This is a genomic window from Methylobacterium sp. FW102-HT35C08 (genome assembly GCF_058790235.1).
This window is the reverse complement of the sequence record NZ_JBYTCL010000002.1, coordinates 4,558,684-4,576,955: the sequence shown is the minus strand read 5'-3', so window position 1 is coordinate 4,576,955 and position 18,272 is coordinate 4,558,684. Positions and strand designations below refer to the sequence as shown.

General features: G+C 70.2%; 16 protein-coding genes. 12 read left to right on the top strand and 4 right to left on the bottom strand.

Features of this window, described 5'->3' with window-relative positions; all coding sequences use genetic code 11:
* Positions 1–3 precede the first annotated feature (3 nt).
* Positions 4–756 (top strand): ABC transporter ATP-binding protein, encoded by a 753-nt coding sequence (locus AC3WSN_RS21725; RefSeq protein ID WP_492540753.1) that lies wholly within the window; start codon positions 4–6, stop codon positions 754–756.
* 188 nt (positions 757–944) lie between these two features.
* Here AC3WSN_RS21725 and AC3WSN_RS21720 read toward each other — a convergent pair.
* Both AC3WSN_RS21720 and AC3WSN_RS21715 read right to left on the bottom strand, forming a co-directional pair.
* A protein-coding gene (locus AC3WSN_RS21720) for an IS630 family transposase (RefSeq protein ID WP_492540675.1) occupies positions 945–1,891 on the bottom strand; the annotation gives its coding sequence in 2 pieces (ribosomal slippage) (positions 945–1,555 and positions 1,555–1,891; 948 coding nt in all).
* Between the two features lie 554 nt (positions 1,892–2,445).
* Positions 2,446–2,964 carry a MarR family winged helix-turn-helix transcriptional regulator gene (locus tag AC3WSN_RS21715; protein WP_492540751.1) on the bottom strand — a complete coding sequence of 173 codons (519 nt, stop codon included), beginning with the start codon at positions 2,962–2,964 and terminating at the stop codon, positions 2,446–2,448.
* 121 nt (positions 2,965–3,085) lie between these two features.
* Here AC3WSN_RS21715 and AC3WSN_RS21710 point away from each other — a divergent pair, with 121 nt between their 5' ends.
* The 11 genes from AC3WSN_RS21710 to AC3WSN_RS21660 all read left to right on the top strand — a co-directional run bounded on the left by AC3WSN_RS21710 (position 3,086) and on the right by AC3WSN_RS21660 (position 14,675).
* Positions 3,086–4,369 (top strand): amidohydrolase/deacetylase family metallohydrolase, encoded by a 1,284-nt coding sequence (locus tag AC3WSN_RS21710; protein ID WP_492540749.1) that lies wholly within the window; start codon positions 3,086–3,088, stop codon positions 4,367–4,369.
* A 10-nt stretch (positions 4,370–4,379) separates the two neighbouring features.
* Positions 4,380–5,249: an alpha/beta hydrolase gene (locus AC3WSN_RS21705; protein WP_492540747.1), complete on the top strand. Its 870-nt coding sequence runs from the start codon at positions 4,380–4,382 to the stop codon at positions 5,247–5,249.
* On the top strand, positions 5,246–7,600 hold the full coding sequence (locus tag AC3WSN_RS21700; RefSeq protein WP_492540745.1) for a xanthine dehydrogenase family protein molybdopterin-binding subunit: 2,355 nt from the start codon (positions 5,246–5,248) through the stop codon (positions 7,598–7,600). The genes AC3WSN_RS21705 and AC3WSN_RS21700 overlap by 4 nt, the downstream gene beginning before the upstream one ends.
* Positions 7,597–8,466 (top strand): FAD binding domain-containing protein, encoded by an 870-nt coding sequence (locus tag AC3WSN_RS21695; protein ID WP_492540743.1) that lies wholly within the window; start codon positions 7,597–7,599, stop codon positions 8,464–8,466. The genes AC3WSN_RS21700 and AC3WSN_RS21695 overlap by 4 nt, the downstream gene beginning before the upstream one ends.
* Positions 8,463–9,662, top strand: a complete 1,200-nt coding sequence (locus AC3WSN_RS21690; protein ID WP_492540741.1) for a xanthine dehydrogenase family Fe-S subunit — start codon at positions 8,463–8,465, stop codon at positions 9,660–9,662. The genes AC3WSN_RS21695 and AC3WSN_RS21690 overlap by 4 nt, the downstream gene beginning before the upstream one ends.
* 39 nt (positions 9,663–9,701) lie before the next feature.
* Entirely contained in the window at positions 9,702–10,850 is a 1,149-nt protein-coding gene (locus AC3WSN_RS21685; RefSeq protein WP_492540739.1) for an ABC transporter substrate-binding protein, read from the top strand.
* A 93-nt stretch (positions 10,851–10,943) separates the two neighbouring features.
* Positions 10,944–11,816 carry a branched-chain amino acid ABC transporter permease gene (locus AC3WSN_RS21680; protein WP_492540737.1) on the top strand — a complete coding sequence of 291 codons (873 nt, stop codon included), beginning with the start codon at positions 10,944–10,946 and terminating at the stop codon, positions 11,814–11,816.
* Complete coding sequence (locus AC3WSN_RS21675; RefSeq protein WP_492540735.1) at positions 11,813–12,847, top strand: branched-chain amino acid ABC transporter permease; 1,035 nt, start codon at positions 11,813–11,815, stop codon at positions 12,845–12,847. Before AC3WSN_RS21680 ends, AC3WSN_RS21675 begins: the two co-directional genes overlap by 4 nt.
* On the top strand, positions 12,844–13,659 hold the full coding sequence (locus AC3WSN_RS21670) for an ABC transporter ATP-binding protein (RefSeq protein ID WP_492540733.1): 816 nt from the start codon (positions 12,844–12,846) through the stop codon (positions 13,657–13,659). Before AC3WSN_RS21675 ends, AC3WSN_RS21670 begins: the two co-directional genes overlap by 4 nt.
* Positions 13,652–14,356: an ABC transporter ATP-binding protein gene (locus tag AC3WSN_RS21665; RefSeq protein WP_492540731.1), complete on the top strand. Its 705-nt coding sequence runs from the start codon at positions 13,652–13,654 to the stop codon at positions 14,354–14,356. The genes AC3WSN_RS21670 and AC3WSN_RS21665 overlap by 8 nt, the downstream gene beginning before the upstream one ends.
* Positions 14,259–14,675: a Rieske (2Fe-2S) protein gene (locus tag AC3WSN_RS21660; RefSeq protein ID WP_492540729.1), complete on the top strand. Its 417-nt coding sequence runs from the start codon at positions 14,259–14,261 to the stop codon at positions 14,673–14,675. Before AC3WSN_RS21665 ends, AC3WSN_RS21660 begins: the two co-directional genes overlap by 98 nt.
* Before the next feature lie 247 nt (positions 14,676–14,922).
* On the opposite strand, the gene AC3WSN_RS21655 is transcribed toward AC3WSN_RS21660, so the two are convergent.
* Positions 14,923–16,488: a GMC family oxidoreductase gene (locus AC3WSN_RS21655; protein ID WP_492543200.1), complete on the bottom strand. Its 1,566-nt coding sequence runs from the start codon at positions 16,486–16,488 to the stop codon at positions 14,923–14,925.
* An 8-nt stretch (positions 16,489–16,496) separates the two neighbouring features.
* Positions 16,497–18,062, bottom strand: a complete 1,566-nt coding sequence (locus tag AC3WSN_RS21650; RefSeq protein WP_492540727.1) for an ABC transporter substrate-binding protein — start codon at positions 18,060–18,062, stop codon at positions 16,497–16,499.
* Positions 18,063–18,272: the final 210 nt, after the last annotated feature.

The following is an 18,272-nucleotide window of genomic DNA, read 5'->3' as shown; positions in this document are numbered from 1 at the left end:
GCGATGCCGACACCCCTCCTCGAGATTCGCGACCTCGTCGTCCGCTACGGCGAGATCGAGGCCGTGCGCGGCCTGTCCTTCTCGGTCGGCGCCGGGGAGGTGGTGACGCTGCTGGGCTCCAACGGCGCCGGCAAGTCCACGACCCTGAAGGCGATCTCCGGGCTGGTGCGCCCCGCCGCCGGCACGATCCTGCTGGAGGGGAAGCCCCTGGAGGGTCTCAAGCCCGAGGCGATCGTGCGGCTCGGCGTCGCCCACGTGCCGGAGGGGCGGCGAGTCTTCCCCGGGCTGACCGTCCGCGAGAACATCATGCTGGGCGCCTCGAACCGCTCCGGGCTGCCCAAGCGGGCGCTGCGCGACGAGGTCGAGGCGATGTTCGATCTCTTTCCGGACATCCGCCGGTTCGGCGACGCGCTGGGCTGGACCCTGTCGGGCGGCCAGCTCCAGATGGTGGCCCTCGCCCGCGGCCTGATGGCCAAGCCCCGCATCCTGCTCCTCGACGAGCCCTCGCTCGGCCTCGCCCCGGTCATCGTCCAGGCGGTGTTCGCGATCATCGCCGAGGTGCGCCGCCGCGGAACCACGGTGCTGCTGGTCGAGCAGAACGCCCGGATGGGTCTCTCGGTGGCCGATCGCGGCTACGTGCTCGAGACCGGCCGGCTGGTCCTGGAGGGCGCGCCGCAGGCGCTCTGGGCGAACGACGAGATCCGGTCGGCCTATCTCGGTGGGCGCACGAAGCCCGAACTCTCGGCTTCCGGATGACACGCGTTCGGCTGCGGCCGGGTGCCCAGGCCTAGCCCCGCGGACGGGGGAGATAGGACGGAAAGCAGGGCCCGCTCGACCCTGAGATGTTTACGACGTGCCACCAACTACCTGCGATGCCCAGAGGGCAAGGTAAGTGGTGGAGCCGAGGGGATGCTTACCTTAACTGACGTTAGAGCGGCATCCGATCAGGTTGCATCGTATCCTGCAGCGGCAAGGTAGGCTCGACATTCAGCTGGCGCGAAGCGGGTTAGGCTGCGCCGTATGGCGTCCCAGAGGTCTGGGATGGTTCGCGCCGCCGCACTGCGCAGCAGCGCCTTCAGCTTCGCAAAGGCCATCTCGATCGGGTTGAAGTCGGGCGAGTAGGCCGGGAGGTAGAGCAGCCGGGCTCCCACCGCCTCGATCTGGTCGCGGATGCCGCTGACCTTGTGAGCCGGCAGGTTGTCCATGACGACCGTGTCGCCGGGCTGGAGCGTCGGAGCGAGCACGTCGGCCACGTAGGTGCGGAAGGCCTGCCCGTTCATGGCACCGTCCAGCAGCCAGGGGGCGGTGATGCCGCTGGTGCGCAGACCCGCCGTGATAGTGGTGGTTTTCCAATGGCCCTGCGGCACGCTCATCCGGCAGCGTTCGCCCCGTGGAGCGCGCCCGTAGCGCCGGGCCATGGCGGTGTTGGCTGCGGTCTCGTCGATGAACACGAGGCGATCCGGGTCGAGGTCGAGTTGGCCCTCGAACCACGCCTCGCGCGCAGCTCTCACGTCCTCCCGGCCCTGCTCGGCCGCGTGGCCTGTCGTTTTTTTCGCGAGATGCCGTGGCGCTTGAAGAAGCGCGAGAGGCTACTCTGAGCCACGCAGATGCCGTGCTCGGCCAGAGCCGCACGGAGTTCGTGCAGGTAGATGCCGGGCTGCGCCTCGTAGAGGGAGACGATCAGGTCCGCCTGGGCCTCGATCTGGTGCGAGCGCTGATCGCCGCCCATCGGCTTGGGCGCGACGTGGCCCTCACGGGCGAAGCGCTCACACCACCGACTGGCGCTCGCCAGGCTGACCCCAAAGCGTTCGGCAGCTTTGTGCCGGGAGGCGCCGGCCGCGACGGCATGGACCGCGCGCTGACGCAGATCGACGGACAGGGCTGAGGACATTGGCGCTCTCCTTCGCCGACCAACCCTTCACCTCGCCAGCCGTTTCATCACGCTCGGATGGTGCTCTAGTCCTTGAACGGTGCGCCGTTGCGCAGCGCGCCGGGCTTGCGGGCCAGCACTGGGACGTAGTGCCAGGGATCGAACACCGTCTGGTTGCGGCCGAAGACACGGGCGTGCTCGGCGACGATGCGGCCGGGGGCGAGGAAATGGTTGGCGAGCGTTTCTGACGGTTCTCATGCAACCGGTCGAAGTGTGGCACACGCTAGAGTAGAGCGATTGTGTGGCAAACACGCCGCTCGCTCGACCAGCCGGAGCGCAGATCTTAGAACGGGTAATCTTCATCGCTCCACGACTGAGCCTCTCTTCGATGTCTGCTTCCGGGATGCAAGTAGGTGGGGGTGAACGGCTACAATGGGCGCGAAACCGAACGTCCGGTTCTGCGCGCGATGGCAGGCCGGCCTGACGGAAGTTGGCCGAAAGCGGCTGGTCCGCTTCGGAGAAGAGCCGCCGGAAAAGCGGACGAGCCCCCGACCCCACCTCGCCGTAGACACACCTCACGTAATGGTGGCCTGTCCGCGCCGGTGTTCGTGCCCGTCGACGACACGTCTCAGAAGCTCGGTCAGGTGGACCTGTTCCGCTGGCGTGAGTGCCTCGATTGTCGCAGCGTGCGCCAGTCGCGCCGCTGACTCCATCGCGCTGTGGAGCGCCGCGCCCTCCGCTGTCAGGCGACAGATCTGGGCGCGGCGATCCATGGGCGATGTCGAGCGGCTGACCAAGCCGCGCGCCGCCAGCCGTTTGACGGCGCCGGTCGTCGTCGTTCGGTCCAGAGCGACCGCGCTCGCGAGCGTCGTCTGATCGGCCTCCCCTAAGTCACGCAAGACGGAGAGGAGGCTGTACTGCAACGGGGTGACGCGGAAAGCGGCGCAGCGCTCAGCGAAGAGGCTGACGTGGATCTGGTGCATGCGGCGCGCGAGGAAACCCGGGCGGTCGACCAGAGGCCAATGCCGAGTGCCTTCTGGCGCCTCTGTTGCCGCCGCCTCATCTGCGAGGCCGGCTTGCAGACCCTCATCCATCACCCGTCTCCGCAGATCGCTTCCAGCCTTGGCACGCCCTGTGCAGGACCGGGTTACGAAGCATGCTTCGCATTTGGCAAGAACGGGGCCTGCGCGAGCTGGCCAGGATCACGAGGTCGAGATGGACAATCGCCGCTACGATCTGGTTCTGCGTGGCGGGCGGGTCATCTGCCCTGCCTCTGGCATCGACAGCGTCCGCGACGTGGCGGTGCTGGACGGGCGCATCGCCGCCGTGGCGGACACCATCCTGCCCTCGGCCGCCAACGAGGTGGTCGACGTCGCGGGCAAGCTCGTCCTGCCCGGCATGATCGACACGCATGCCCACGTCTACCAGTACGTCACGGGCCGCTTCGGCCTGAACCCCGACATGGTCGGCGTGCGCTCGGGCGTCACCACGGTAGTGGACCAGGGCGGCCCGTCCTGCATGACGCTGCCGGGCTTCCGCCACTTCATCGCCGAGCGCTCAGAGACGCAGGTGCTCGCCTTCCTATCGGCTTATCTCGTCGGTGGCCTTGAGGGTCATTTCTATCCGAACCTCTACAGCCCGGACGGCGTCGACATCGACGCGACGGTGAAGTCGGCCACCGAGAACCGCGACCTCGTGCGCGGCATCAAGGGCCATGCCGAGATCGGCGGCTTCGCCCGCTGGGGCATCAAGGTGATGGAGATGGCGGCCGAGATCAGCCGGCGCGCCGACCTGCCGCTCTACGTGCATTTCGGCCAGCTCTGGGGCCTGCCGGAATCGGGGGCCAACGGCGAAGACGCCGACACCATCGTCGAGCGGGTCATCCCGCTGCTGCGGCCGGGCGACGTGCTGGCCCATCCCTTCACCCGCCACCCGGGCGGCTTCATCAACGAGCAGGGCGAGGTCCACCACATCATCCGCCGGGCCATGGAGGCCGGGCTCAAGGTCGATGTCGGCCACGGCAGCCACTTCTCCTACCGCGTCGCCCGCGCCTCGCTGCCGGCCGGCGTGATCCCCTACACGCTCGGCGCCGACATGCACGGCTACAACACCGAGGTGCCCGAGGTGAAAAAGCCCGCCGGCACCCCGGACGAGCACCACGACGACGAGAACCACCCGTTCCTCGGGCAGGCCCGGTTCAGCCTCACCCAGGCGATGAGCTCGATGATGGCGCTCGGCATCCCGCTGGAGGACGTGGTGCCGATGGTGACGTCGCACCCGGCCGAGATGCTGCGCATGAGCGACCAGATCGGCGCCCTCAAGGTCGGCTACGCGGCCGACGTCTCGGTGCTGCACGACGACCGCGGCCGCTTCCTGCTGCGCGACAACGAGGATACGCGGGTGATCGCCGACCGCCTGCTGCGCCCCGCCTTCTGCCTGCGCGCAGGGAAGCGCTTCGAGGCCGACTCGCCGATCCTGCCCCAGGCGATCGCGGCCTGAGGTGGTGCCGGTGCCCGCCTTCGTTCTGGACGATCCGACACCGCCGGATCCGCGCTGCCGATGGGCCAGCCTGGACGCGGCGGCCCGGGGCGCCTGCTACGACAACAACGCGGGCGTGCCCGACAGCGCCGCGCAGGTCGCGGCCCGCAATGCCGCCTCCGCGACCTACCGGGCCGCGCATCCGGCGGGGCTCGACATCGCGTACGCCGCGGGGGACCGCACAGCCTTCGACCTCTACCCGGCGGCGGACGCGCAGGCCCCCTGCCTCGTCTTCGTCCACGGCGGCTACTGGCAGCGCAATGCCCGGGCCGATTTCGCCTGCTTCGCGGAGGGGCTGAACGCCGCCGGCTGGGCGGTGGCGATGCCGGGCTACACCTTGGCGCCCGAGGCGAACCTTAGCGGCATCGTCGCCGAGATTGGGGCCGCCCTCGACTGGCTCGCCGAACATGGCGTGGCGCGCGGGATCGGCGGCCCAATCATCCTCGCCGGCTGGTCCGCGGGCGCGCAGCTTGCCGCCCTCCACCTCGGCCACCCGGCGGTCGCGGCGGTCCTGGCGATCTCCGGCGTCTACGACCTCGCGCCGATCCGCGAGACCTACCTGAACGAGAAGCTCGGCCTGACCGAAGCGGAGATCGAGTCGCTGTCGCCCCTGCGCCTGCCGGTGACGCCGAAGCCCATGACGGTCGCCTACGGCAGCCGGGAGCTGCCCGCCCTCGTCCACGACGCGCGCAACCTCCACGCCCTGCGCAGCGCCGCCCACGCGCCGGGCACCCTGCTGCCGGTGCCCGGCGCCGACCACTTCTCGATCCTCAATGGATTCCGCCGTCCCGACGGCATCCTGGCCCGTGCCGCGCAGGGCCTTCTCGGAGGCACCCGATGAGCCGCGAGGGTGTCGGGGCTTCTCTGCCCCGCAAGGAGGACGAGCGCCTGATGCGCGGGCGCGGCCAGTATGTCGGCGACATCCGTCTGCCGGGACTGCAGGACGTCGCCTTCGTACGCAGTCCGCTGGCCCATGCCCGCATCCGCGCCGTCCACGTCCCGGAGGCCTATCGCGACCGCGTCTTCACCGCCGCCGACCTCGACGGCGTGCTGCCGATCCGCGCCGTCTCGGGGCTGCCCGGCTTCAAGGTTTCCGAACAGCCGGTCCTCGCCACCGGCAAGGTCCGGCAAGTGGGCGAGCTCGTCGCGATGTGCGTCGCTCCGACCCGCGCGGAGGCCGAGGACATTGCCGCGGCCGTGGTGCTCGACTTGGAGGAGCTGCCCGCCGTCCACGACATGCTGGCCGCGCGCGAGCCGGGCTCCGCGCTCGTCCACGAGCACTGGGGCGACAACGTCTTCCTGGAGACCCTGGTCGATGTGGGCATTGAGAGTGCCCTCGATGCACCGATCAAGGTCAGCCGCACCATCTCGACGGGCCGCCAGTGCATGGCGCCGATCGAGGGTCGCGGCACCGTGGTGCAGCTCGATCACCGCCTCGACCAGCTCGTGGTCCACACCGCGAGCCAGATGCCGCACATCGTGCGCAACGGCCTCTCGGAATGCCTCGGACTCGAACAGGGGCGCATCCGCATCGTCTCGCCGGATGTCGGCGGCGGCTTCGGCTACAAGGCGATCCTGCTCGCGGAGGACGTGGCGCTTACTTGGCTCGCGCTCCGCCGCGGCCATCCGGTCCGCTGGCTCGAGGACCGGCGCGAGCACCTGACCGCCAACGCCAATTGCCGCGAGCACCATTACCGCATCACTGCGTACGCGGAGCGGGACGGAAGGCTGCGCGGCATCGACTGCGAGGCCACGGTCGATTCCGGCGCCTACTCGGCCTACCCGTTCTCGGCCTGCCTGGAGGCCGCGCAGGTCGCCAGCATCCTGCCTGGGCCCTACGATTTCCCGGCCTATCGCTGCCGCACGTGGTCGGTGGCGACCAACAAGTGCCCGATCCTGCCCTACCGGGGAGTGGCGCGCACCGGCGTCTGCTTCGCCCTGGAGCTCGTCCTCGACGCCGTCGCCCGCGCGGCCGGGATCCCGCCCGAGGCGGTGCGCGAGAAGAACCTCGTGCGGCCCGAGCAGATGCCGTTCGAGAACATCACGAAGAAGCATTTCGACAGCGGCGACTACCCGGAGGCGCTCGCCCGGGCGCTGAAGGTCGTCGACGTGGAGGCGGTCCGCGCCCGCCAGCGTCAGGGCGAGCCGGACGGGCGCCGGATCGGCCTCGGCCTCGCGATCTACTGCGAGCAGGCCGCGCACGGCACCTCGGTCTATTCCGGCTGGGGCATCCCGATGGTGCCCGGCCACGAGCAGGCCAGCGCCCGCCTGACCCCGGACGGCGGCCTGGAGCTGCGGATCGGCGCCCATTCCCACGGCCAGGGCCTGGAGACGACGCTCGCCCAGGTCGCCCACGAGATTTTGGGCGTCCCGGTGGCGCGCACCCGCCTGGTCCACGGCGACACCGCCATGACCCCCTACTCCACCGGATCCTGGGGCTCCCGCGTCATGGTGATGGCCGGCGGCGCCGTGGCGGCGGCCTGCGAGGAGCTGCGGGCCCGGGCCGTGCGGATCGGTGCCCACCTGCTCCAGGCGCAGCCCGAGGCGTGCCGCTTCGAGGGCGGCCACGTCGTCGGTCCCACCGGCGACGTCCCGCTCGAGGCGATCGCCCGCACCTGGTACCGGCGCCCGCAGGATCTCGCGCCCGACACCGATCCGGGCGGGCTCGAAGTCACCGCCGGCTACAAGCCGGTGCGCGATTCCGGCACCTTCTCGTACGCGGCGCACGCGGCCGTAGTGGCGGTGGATCCCGAACTCGGGGCGGTAGAGATTCTCGACTACGTCATCGTCGAGGACGGCGGCACGCTGGTGAACCCGCTGGTCGTGGACGGCCAGATCTACGGCGGCCTCGCGCAAGGGATCGGCACGGCGTTCCTTGAGGAGATGCGCTTCGACGGCCGCGGCCAGCCGCTCGCCTCGACCTTCGCCGACTACCTGCTGCCCGGCGCGCCGGACGTGCCGATGGCCCGCATCGACCACATGGAGACGCCCTCGCCCTACACGCGCTTCGGCCAGAAAGGCATCGGCGAGGGCGGCGCCATCGCGCCGCCCGCGGCGCTCGCCAACGCCGTCAACGACGCCCTCGCGCCGCTGGGCGTCGAGATGCTCCACTCCCCTGTCACCCCCCGGCGGATCGTGGAAGCGGTGCTCGCTGCCGGAAACCCCGCCGCGACCGCGCGGGAGGCTGCATGAAGCCCGCGGCCTTCGCCTGGGAGCGCCCCGACAGCCTGCCCGCGCTCCTGGCGCGCCTCGCCGAGGCGCCCGCCGGCGTGAAGCTGATCGCGGGCGGCCAATCCCTCGGGCCGATGCTGAACCTGCGCCTCGTCGAACCCGACCTCGTCATCGACATCACCGGCGTACCTGAACTCCGGGAGGCGCGGGTCGAGGGCGAGACACTCGTGCTCGGGGCCTGCGTAACCCATGCCGACATCGAGGACGGACGGGTGCCCGACCTCACCGGCGGGGCTCTGCAGCGGGTGGCGGCCGCGATCGCCTACCGGCCGGTGCGCAACCGCGGCACGGTCGGTGGCAGCCTCGTCCACGCCGATCCGGCCGCCGACTGGGTCAGCGCCCTGACGGCCCTCGGCGCCGAGGTCGAGATCGCGGGGCGGGACGGCCGCCGCACCCTACCGGTGGAGCGTTTCGTCACCGGTGCGCTGGAAGTGGCGCTCGGTGCGGGTGAGATCCTCGTCGCCGTGCGCGTGCCGTCGCTGCCGGCGGGCGCGGCCTGGGGCTACGTCAAGCATTGCGCGAAGATCGGTGAGTTCGCTCACGCCATCGGCGCCGTGCGCCTCGAACCCGACGCGGGCCGGGGGCGCGCCGTGATCGGCGCGGTGGAGGGACCGCCCGTGCTCCTCGCCGATGCCCGCCCGCTGTTCGGCGGCTGCGTCGGCACCGACTTCGTCGCGCGCTTCGATCCGCGGGCGGCGGATGAGGCCCTGCGAGAGTCCGGCATGGCGGACGCGGTCGAGCGGCATATCCACGTCACGGTTCTGGCTCGTGCCGTGGCGCAGGCGGCCAAACCCACTCCCCTGCACCGTCGTCTGGAGGCTGCATGAGCGCCGCGCTGGCGGATCCCGGGGCCGGCCGGATGGCCCTTGCGCTGACGGTCAACGGCCATGCCGTGCGTCTGGCTGCCGAGCCGCGCAGCCACCTCGGCGACGTACTGCGCGACGCTCTGGACCTCACCGGCACGCATCTTGGCTGCGAGCACGGCGTCTGCGGCGCCTGCACCGTGCTCCTCGATGGCGAGCCGGCCCGCGCCTGCCTCACCTTCGTGGGCGCTTGCGCGGGCGCCGCCGTCACCACGATCGAGGGCTTGGACTCGGACGAAATCGCGGGCGAGCTGCGCGCCGCCTTCAATCGCGAGCACGCGCTCCAGTGCGGCTACTGCACGCCCGGCATGCTGGTGGCCGCGCGCGACTTGGTCCTGCGTCTGCCCGAGCCGGACGAACGACGGATCCGCGTCGGGCTCTCGGGCAATCTCTGTCGCTGCACCGGGTACGCCGGTATCGTCCGGGCGGTGATCGCGGTGATCGCGGCGCGGCGCGCGCGCGGCATTTCCCCCGAGTCCGGTGTCGAGCGGGCGCTCGGCCCGGTCGGCGCCCGGACCGGCGGGGGGACCGTAGCTGCCCTCCATCTTCCGACCAGCGCGGCCGCGTCGGTCGCCCCCGCCGCGGTGGCTGAGCTCGCCGCGTCCTTCGCGCCGGCCCATGGCTTCGTGCAAGCCCTCAACCTCGCCCACCCTCCGGAGGCGGTGTTCGCCCTCCTCGGCGACATCGAGGCGGTCGCCGCCTGCCTGCCGGGCGCCGTGCTGACGGCGCGACCGACCCCCGACACGGTCGAGGGCGGTCTGCAGGTGCGGATCGGACCGATCGCCGCGACATTCCGAGGTCGCGCCCGCATCGAGCGGGACGAGGCGGCGCGGAGCGGCTCGGTCCGCGGTGCCGGTAGCGATGCCGGGGGCCGCTCGGCCACCGAGGGCCGGATCCGCTATCGCGTCGGACCGGGACCGGCGGCCGGCACAGCCCGGATCGAACTGGAGGTCGGCTACACCCTGACCGGGCCGCTCGCCCAGTTCGGCCGCCCCGGCCTCGTGCGCGACGTCGCCGGTCGCATCGCGGCTGAATTCGCCCGCAACGTCGACGCCCGCCTCTCGGGCGTCGCCGCCCCGGTACCGACCGGTCTCAATCCGCTCCGACTGCTGCTCGACCTCGTCCGCGCGCGCCTCGCAGCGTGGTTCGGCCGCCCCTGACCTCGCCCTTCCATAGTTCCACGCAACGGAGACACGAGAATGCCCAGCAGGTTCACCCTCACGACCGCGATCCTGCTGGCCCTCGCGGCGACGGGCGTTCGGGCGGACACGATCCGCATCGGTGTCAACGAGCCGCTGACCGGGCCATTCGCGGCCTCGGGCACCTACGTGGTCAACGGCGCCAAGATCGCCGCCGACGAGATCAATGCCAAGGGCGGCGTCCTCGGCAAGAAGATCGAGCTCCTGATCGAGGACAACAAGAGCAACCCGACCGAGGCTGCCGCGGTCGCAGAGAAGCTGATCACCAGCGACAAGACCCCGGTGATAATGGGGGCCTGGGGCTCTAGCCTGACGCTCGCCGTCATGCCGAAGCTAATGGACTACGAGACGCCGATGCTGGTCGAGACGTCCTCGTCCGGCAAGATCACGACCTCGGGCAACCCGTACGTGTTCCGGATCTCGCCACCCTCGTCGCTGGAGGCCGAGACCTTCGCGCCGATGGTCGCTCGCCTCGGCATGAAGAAGGTCGATTTCCTGGTCCTCAACAACGATTTCGGCCGCGGCGCGGCGACCGATTTCGGCAAGATGCTCAAGGACAAGGGCGTCACGGTCGGACTCGTCGAGACGATGGATCAGGGCGCGCAGGACATGAGCGCCCAGCTCGCCAAGCTGAAGGCCTCGGATGCCGACACGATCATGATCACGAGCTCGGTCGATCAGCTCGTGCTCCTGTTCAAGCAGATGGCCGCCCTCGGCCTGAAGAAGCGCGTGATCACCACCGGCGGCTCCCAGAACCCGGACCAGATCATCGCCCAGGCCGGGGCGGCCGCCGACGGCACGATGCACCTGACGACCTTCCTGCCCTGGTCGCCCGACAAGACGCCGGACCCGAAGGCCACCGGGGCCTTCATCGAGGCGTGGAAGAAGCGCGGCTTCGACTTCGCCGGCGTCACCGAGAGCTTCCGCGGCTACGACGGCATCCGGGCGATCGCGCACGCCATCGAGAAGGCGGGCTCGGCCGATCCGGCAGCGATCGCCAAGGCGTTCTGGTCCGTCGACTTCGTCGGGCTCAACGGGCCGATCCGCTTCGCCAAGGCCGGCCCCGCCGGGAAGGAGAGCGGCCAGAGCAAGCCCGACGTCTACCTGATCGAGATCAAGGACGGCCGCGTCACCGTTCCGGCGCTGTGAGCGCCCCTTTGCCGGCGGCTTGACCGCCGGCAGGCCTGCCCCTCGATCTGCAGCCGGCCTTCGCGGCCGGGGGCGCACCCTCGGAGGTTGTCCGTGGACGAACTGATCCAGCACCTCGTCAATGCGCTCGTCCTCGGCGGCACCTACGCGCTGCTGGGGATCGGCCTGACGCTGATCTTCGGGATCATGAACGTCGTGAACTTCACCCACGGCGCGCTGTACACGGTCGGCGCCTACGTGATGTACCTGGCCGTCGCGGCGCTCGGCCTGAACTTCTTCCTGGCGCTGCCGGTGGCGATCCTCGGAGGGCTTCTGCTCGGGGCGGCGATCGAGCTGCTGCTGCTGCGCCCGTTCCGGGGCTCGGACATCGACACCACCATGCTGGTGATGATCGGCGCCGGGATCATCCTGCAATCGGGCACGCTCTGGACCTTCGGCGGTGTCGCCAAGGCGATCCCGTCGCCGTTCCCCGAGGCGCCCCTCCAGATCGGCCCGGTCTCGGTGTCCTGGCTGCGGCTGTTCGTGCTCGGCGCGGCGCTGACTCTGATCGCCCTGACCTACGCGCTGATCAACCGAACCAAGCTCGGGCTCGCCATGCGCGCCGCCTTCCAGGATTCCGACACGGCGGCGCTGATGGGCGTCGACGTGCGCCGCATCTACACGGCCACCTTCGCGCTGGGCTCGTCGCTCGCCGCGGCCGCCGGCGCCCTGCTCGGACCGGTCTACGTTGTGTTCCCGCAGATGGGCGGCCTGGCCGAACTCAAGGCCTTCGCCATCGTCATTCTCGGCGGCCTCGGCAACGTCACCGGCGCCGCCATCGGTGGCTTCGTCCTGGCGCTCGCGGAGGAGTTCGGCGCCGGCTACGTCTCCTCCGGCTACCGAGACGCCATGGGGTTCCTGATCATCATCGCGGTCCTGCTCTACAAGCCCACCGGGTTGTTCGCGAAGGCGGAGCGCATCGGATGACCCGGCTCCTCCCGCTCGCGCTGCTGGCCGGCCTCGTCGCCCTGCCGTTGGTGCTCGGCGCCAATCCCTATCTCCTCAACGCGCTGATCGTGACGGGCATCCTGACGATCGGCGCCATGAGCCTGAACCTGCTCCTCGGCTTCACCGGGCAGCTCAGCCTCGGACACATCGCGTTCTTCGGCATCGGCGCCTACGTCAGTGCGCTGACGAGCCTCGGCTTCGATGTGGACCTCGGGTTCGGCATCCGCGTGGTCCACGAGCCCTGGCCGGCCTGGGTCGGTTTCCTGCTGGCGACGGTCGCTGCCGGCGGCTGCGGCTACCTGATCGGGCGGCTCTCCTTCCGGGTGCGCGGCGCCTACTTCGTGATCGTGACGATCTCGTTCGCCGAAGTGGTGCGGCTCGTGGCCCTGAACTGGGTGGAGCTGACCCAGGGCCCGCTCGCGCTCACCAACATCCCGGCGATCACGCTCGGCCTTCCGGGCCTCGGGATGTGGACCCTCAGGACCAAGCTCCAGAACTACTACCTCGTGCTCTGCGTGGGCACGCTCTGCTACCTGGTGATCGCCCGCCTCGTCGGCTCGCGCTTCGGGCGGGCGATGCGGGGCCTCAAGGAGAACGAGTCGCTGGCACTCTCGGTGGGCATCAACGCCACCCGCACGTTGACGGTGGCGGCGGTGATCTCGGCCGCCATGGCCGGCGCAGCCGGCAGCCTCTACGCCCACTACCTGCGCATCATCGACCCCGACGTGTTCCTGTTCGCCACCACGGTCAACATGGTCATCATGGTGGTGGCGGGCGGCAAGGGCAGCCTCATGGGCCCGGTCGTCGGCGGGCTGATCTTCGGCTTGCTGCCCGTGGCGCTCCGCCCGGTTATGGCGCCGGAAGCCCAGTGGATCGTTTACGGTCTCGTTCTGATCGTGATCCTGTTCGTGATGCCGCGCGGCATCGTCCCGGGGCTCGCATCGCTTCTCGGCCGGCAACCGGCGCGGCCTCTGCGCGTCCTCGAACCCGATCCGGCGGTGCAGCGATGAGCGCGATCCTCTCGGTCGAGCATGTCGGGGTCCGCTTCGGCGGCCTCGTCGCCATCGCCGACCTGCATTTCGACGTGCACGAGGGCGAGATCGTCAGTTTGATCGGCCCGAACGGGGCGGGCAAGACGACCGCCTTCAACGTGATGACCGGCTTTCTGAAGCCCAGCCAAGGCGAAGTCCGCTTCCGAGGCACGCCCCTGCGCGGGCTGGCGCCGCACGCGATCACGCGGCTCGGCCTCGCCCGCACCTTCCAGCGCACCAGCGTCTTCCCGGACGATACGGTCCTCGACAACGTGATGATCGGCCTGCACCAGATGGGCGCCCGGTCAGCGCGCGTACCGGTTCTCGACGCACTTCTCGGCCGCTCGGGTGCCGGTGCGACGCAGCTGCGCGGCCGCGCCGAGGCGCTTCTCGACTGGGTCGGGCTCACCGCCAGAGCGCACGAGAAGGCCGGCTCCCTGGCCTATGGCGAGCAGCGTCTCGTCGGCGTAGCCCTGGCGCTCGCCACCGAGCCCGCCATGCTGCTCCTCGACGAGCCGGTCTCAGGGATGAACGCCTCCGAGACGCGGATCTTCGTGCGGCTGATCCGACAGATCCGCGAGCGCGGCATCACCATCCTCCTCGTCGAGCACGACATGCCGATGGTGATGGAGGTCTCCGACCGCATCGTCGTCCTCAACTACGGCCGCCTGATCGCCGAGGGGCCGCCGGACCGGATCCGAACCGATCCGGCGGTGATCGAGGCCTATCTCGGCCAGGGCAGCGCCGCCCGGCAGGCCGCCGCGTCGGCGCAGGAGGCGGCTCATGCTTGAGATCCGCGATCTGGTCTGCGGCTACGGCCACGTCACCGCGCTCAAAGGGCTCACGATCGACGTGCGCGAGGGTCAGCTCGTGGCCCTCGTCGGCGCGAACGGCGCCGGCAAATCCACGACGCTCCGGGCGATCTCCGGCCTCGTCCCGCCGCGCTCCGGCGCGATCCGGTTCGTCGGCCGGGACATCGCGGGGGCGGAGCCTCGCCGGATCCTGGCCGAGGGCATCGCACATTGCCCGGAGGGCCGACGCGTCTTCCCGCAGATGACCGTTTCCGAGAACCTCGCCATGGGCGCTTACCTGCGCCGCGACCGGGCGGCGGTCGGGGCGGATCTGGACCGCATCTACGGGGAGTTCCCGCGCCTCGCGGAGCGCCGCGACCAGGCGGCCGGCACGCTCTCGGGCGGCGAACAGCAGATGCTGGCGATCGGTCGAGCGCTGATGGGGCGCCCGAAGCTCGTGCTGTTCGACGAGCCCTCCCTGGGGCTCGCCCCCAACATCGTCGAGCGCATGTTTGCGGTGATCCGGGCGGTCCGCGACACCGGCACGACCGTTCTGCTCGTCGAGCAGAACGCGTTCGCGGCCCTCGAACTCTGCGACTATGCCTACCTCCTCGAGACCGGCCGCATCGTGCTCGAGGGGACCGGGCAGGCCCTCATCGCCGACCCACATGTGCGGGACGCCTATCTCGGTGGTTGAAACCGGGAGAACGGCGGGCATTTGCCTCGGCCCGGGCGACCTGCTCGGCAACCGGGACCTGATGCCCATCACCGCGGGAGGACGCCACCTGCTTCTCGTGCGGGACGGCGAGCGGATCGTCGCCGCCGAGCGGGCCTGCCCGCACGAGGGGGCGGACCTCGCTCTCGGCCGGTGCGTCGGCGGACGACTGCTCTGCCCCAGGCATCTCGCCTCTTTCGACCTCCGGGATGGCTCCGTCTCGCCGGGCTGGTCGTTTCGTGCCCTTCGGCTGTTTGAGATCGAGGCGACGTCGGATGGGCTATGGCTCAGGACGGGATAAGGCTTCTTGCGACTGAATTCATGACCGACTCAGCGGCACGGCTCCGATAAGGGAGGGTTGGGCGCCGCATCGTCACGGTGGGTCTGATAGGCCCTGTCGCCTGTTCCTTGCCGCGCCCTCAGCCTCTCGCTCGGCTGGGCGGGGTTCAAGTTGATACAGGAGACCGCGGGTGCAGATTGGCGCCGGAACGACGTGCTGTCGATCCGGCAAGATGCGCTTCCGCGAGCAAACCAAGACGGTCCGCAGATCACCGCTCAGCCATGCGCAGAGCGAGATTCTCACCGATCATTACGCAGGTGAAATGCAAATTGGCCCGGCAATCACTGGGCATAATGGAAGCATCGCATACGCGCAGTCCGCCAATCTCGCGCACCTTGAGATCCGGGTCGACGACGCCGGATGAATCCTGCCACCCGCTCATGCGGCAGGTGCCGGCTGCGTGCTGGATATCGCCGGCTTCATGGAGCATCAGGTCGTCAAGCTCGGAATCCGGGAGTCGCGCGGCCTCGCCGATCGCAAGCGGGCTGTCGCCGAGCCGGATCGCCGTAGCGAGATCGGCCAGCGCTGGCTGCGCCATCAGGCGCGCGAGGCGTTGCACGGCATCGCGCATCCGCAAGCGGTCGCGCGGATCGTCGAGCATGTTCTCCTCGAGGATCGGATTGATCTCGGGATCGGCCGACGTCAGGTGCAGCGAACCGCGCGAGAACGCATCGTATAGCCCGGCGCCGACGGCACCTTGCGGGGTCGGCTCCGGGCCCGTGAGCCCCCGGTGATTGTACGCGACGAGGATCATGTCGCGCTCGCCTCCGCCGGCGAGACCGCTCGAATACGTCACGCAGCAATTGGTGTGTCGCGCGTCCGGACCGAGCGCCCGGTGTTCGGGCCTCAAGTCCATCGTCGCCCGCAGGATCGGATGATCCATGAGATTGCCGCCGACCGCCGCGTGCGCCTCGAGGACGGGGATGCCGAGGGCTTGAAGTTGCGCGGCCGGGCCGATCCCGGAGCGCATCAGGATGGCCGGGCTATGAACGGCGCCGGCACACAGGACGATCTCGCGGCCGTGGATCTGGGTCCAGGGCTCCGTCCCGAAGCGGACGCGGATCCCGACCGCGCGGCGTCCCTCGAACAGGACGCGATCGACGAGGGCGCCGCCGCGGATCTCGAGATTTCGACGCCCGCGCGCCGGTTCGAGGTAGCCGTCGTTGGTGGTGACCCGGTGACCGTTCCGGCTGTTGATCGGGTTGCACGAGACGCCTTCGCCGGTTGGCGCATTCAGGTCCGCCTTCCAGGGATAGCCGGCAGCGAGCGCGGCCTCCCGCAGCCCCAAATCCACCGCGCCCCAGGCCTCCGGTGGCGCGCGGTAGATCGGCAGCGGGCCGCCGCGACGGACACCCGTCTCGGCGCCGAAATCGGCATCGTCCTCGATCCGGTCGAAGAGCGGCAGGACGTCCCGGGCCGACCAGCCGGTGCAGCCCTGTTCCGCCCACGCATCGAAGGCCGCCGGGACACCGCGGATCGCGATCTGAGCGTTCACCGTCGAACTGCCGCCGAGCGCACGACCGCGCCAGTAGAAGCGCGGCTCCTGCACGCGGGTCCGCCGGCTCATCAGCCCCGGCCACTGCCAATCGCCCTGATGTCCCGGGTCGTACATGAACGGGATGATGTTGGCCGACCGCAGGGCCGCCGGGGCCTCGTGCGAGCGCCAGTCGCGCCCGGCTTCCAGCAGGAGCACCCGGCGCTGCGGATCCTCCGAGAGGCGGGCCGCCAGGGCCGCCCCGGCGGAGCCGGCACCGACCACGACGACATCGTACAGCGCTGCGCTCATTGCTTCTCAACGTTCCAGAAGAGCGGGACGGCCGAGGGGATCAGGCCGGTGAGCGAGGTGCGGTAGGCCGCGGGCTGCGCGAACTGGCCGAACGGGACGACCAGCCCCTCGCCGTAGACGATGGCCTGGATCTCGCCCGCGATGGCGCGCCGCTTGTCCAGATCGGGCTCGCGGGCGAAGCGGTCGAACAGGCCGACCATGCGCGGGTCGCACATGAACCCGGAGCTTGCCGCGTCCTTGCAGTTGAAGTTGATGGCCGAGTTCGTCAGCGGCGAGCTGAGATCGAGGCCCAGGGCGTGGATGCCGAAGAGGCTCCACCCGGCCTTCTTGGTGCGGCGCGCCAGCAGGGCCGCCCAGTCCATGACCTGCAGATCCACGGTGAAGCCGGCCTGCTTCAGCCGGTCGGCCAGGATGGTCGAGGACACGCGCGCCGCCTCGAGATCGTTGGCCACCATCACGATCACCGGCTCGCCCTTGTAGGCGGTCGCCTTCAGGGCGGCCCGTGCCGCCGCCACCGACGGATCGTGCAGGAGCTCCGTTCCGACATGCGTCTCGTAGGGCGAGCCGCAGATGAAGAAGGCGTCGCAGGTCTGGGAGAAGCGCGGCTCGAGGCCGAACCCGTCTAGGACCTCGCGCTGATCGACGAGCCGCAGCAGGACGCGCCGGATCGCCGGGTCGTCGAACGGCTTGGCCGCCGTGTTGATGCGAAAATGGCCCGTGAACCGATGCGGGCCGGTAAAGTTCATCACCGCCAGGTTCTTGTTGCCCTCGATCTGCTCGATCAGATCGAAGGGTGCGTACTGCATGAAGTCGATCTCGCCGGCGCCGAGGGCGCCCGTGGCGGTCGCCCCGTCGGGGATGACGCGGATGTCGAGGGCATCGACCTTCACGACCTTGCCGCCCGCCAGGAAGTCGGCGGGCTCGGGACGCGGCCGGTAATCGGGATTCCGGCGCAGCAGCATGTGGTCGCCGGGGATATGCGCGGCGCGGTCGTAGACGAAGGGACCGGATCCCACGACCTCGGTGAGCTGCGTCGCGGGCGGCGTCGCGGCGAGCCGGGCCGGCATGATGAACGGCGTGGGGCTCGACGTCGTGCCGAGCGTGTCGAGCACGAGGCCGTAGGGCTCCCGCAGCGTCAGCACGACGGTCCGGTCGTCCGTGGCCTCGAGGGCTGCGGTCACGTCCATGAGCCGGCCGCCCAGCGCACTGCGGGCCGCCCAGCGCCGCAGCGAGGCGACGCAGTCGGCGGCCCGGACCGGCGCGCCGTCGTGGAAGCGCAGCCCGTCGCGCAGGGTGAACCGCCAGGTCAGGCGGTCGTCCGACACCGACCACGTGTCGACCATCTGCGGCCGGAACACGCCTTTCGCGTCCGGCGCGAACAGCGTGTCGTAGACCATGTAGCCGAAGGTCCGCGTGATGTAGGCCGTGGTGAAGTAGGGATCGAGGGTGACGATCTCGGCTTCCAGCACCGCCTTCAAGGTTGTTTCCGCTCCGGCGGAGGCCGGCGCGAGCCATGCCGCGGCCGCGAGCAGCCCGGAAAGCCAGGATCGTCTCATACGCATTCACCCTCTGTCCCGGGCCCGCTAGGCAAGCCGGATACCAACCGTGCGCACGCCCCACGCCGGTGATGCCGCGTCGCCGGCGAGCGCCGGGAGACGACGCCGGGCGCGGTTTGACGACATGGACCGGTCCACCTGCCGCCACAGCCGGGCAACTGGCCTGGTCGATGCATCGGACCGAGGCGGCCCCGGTCTGCTTTGGGGATCGCAGGA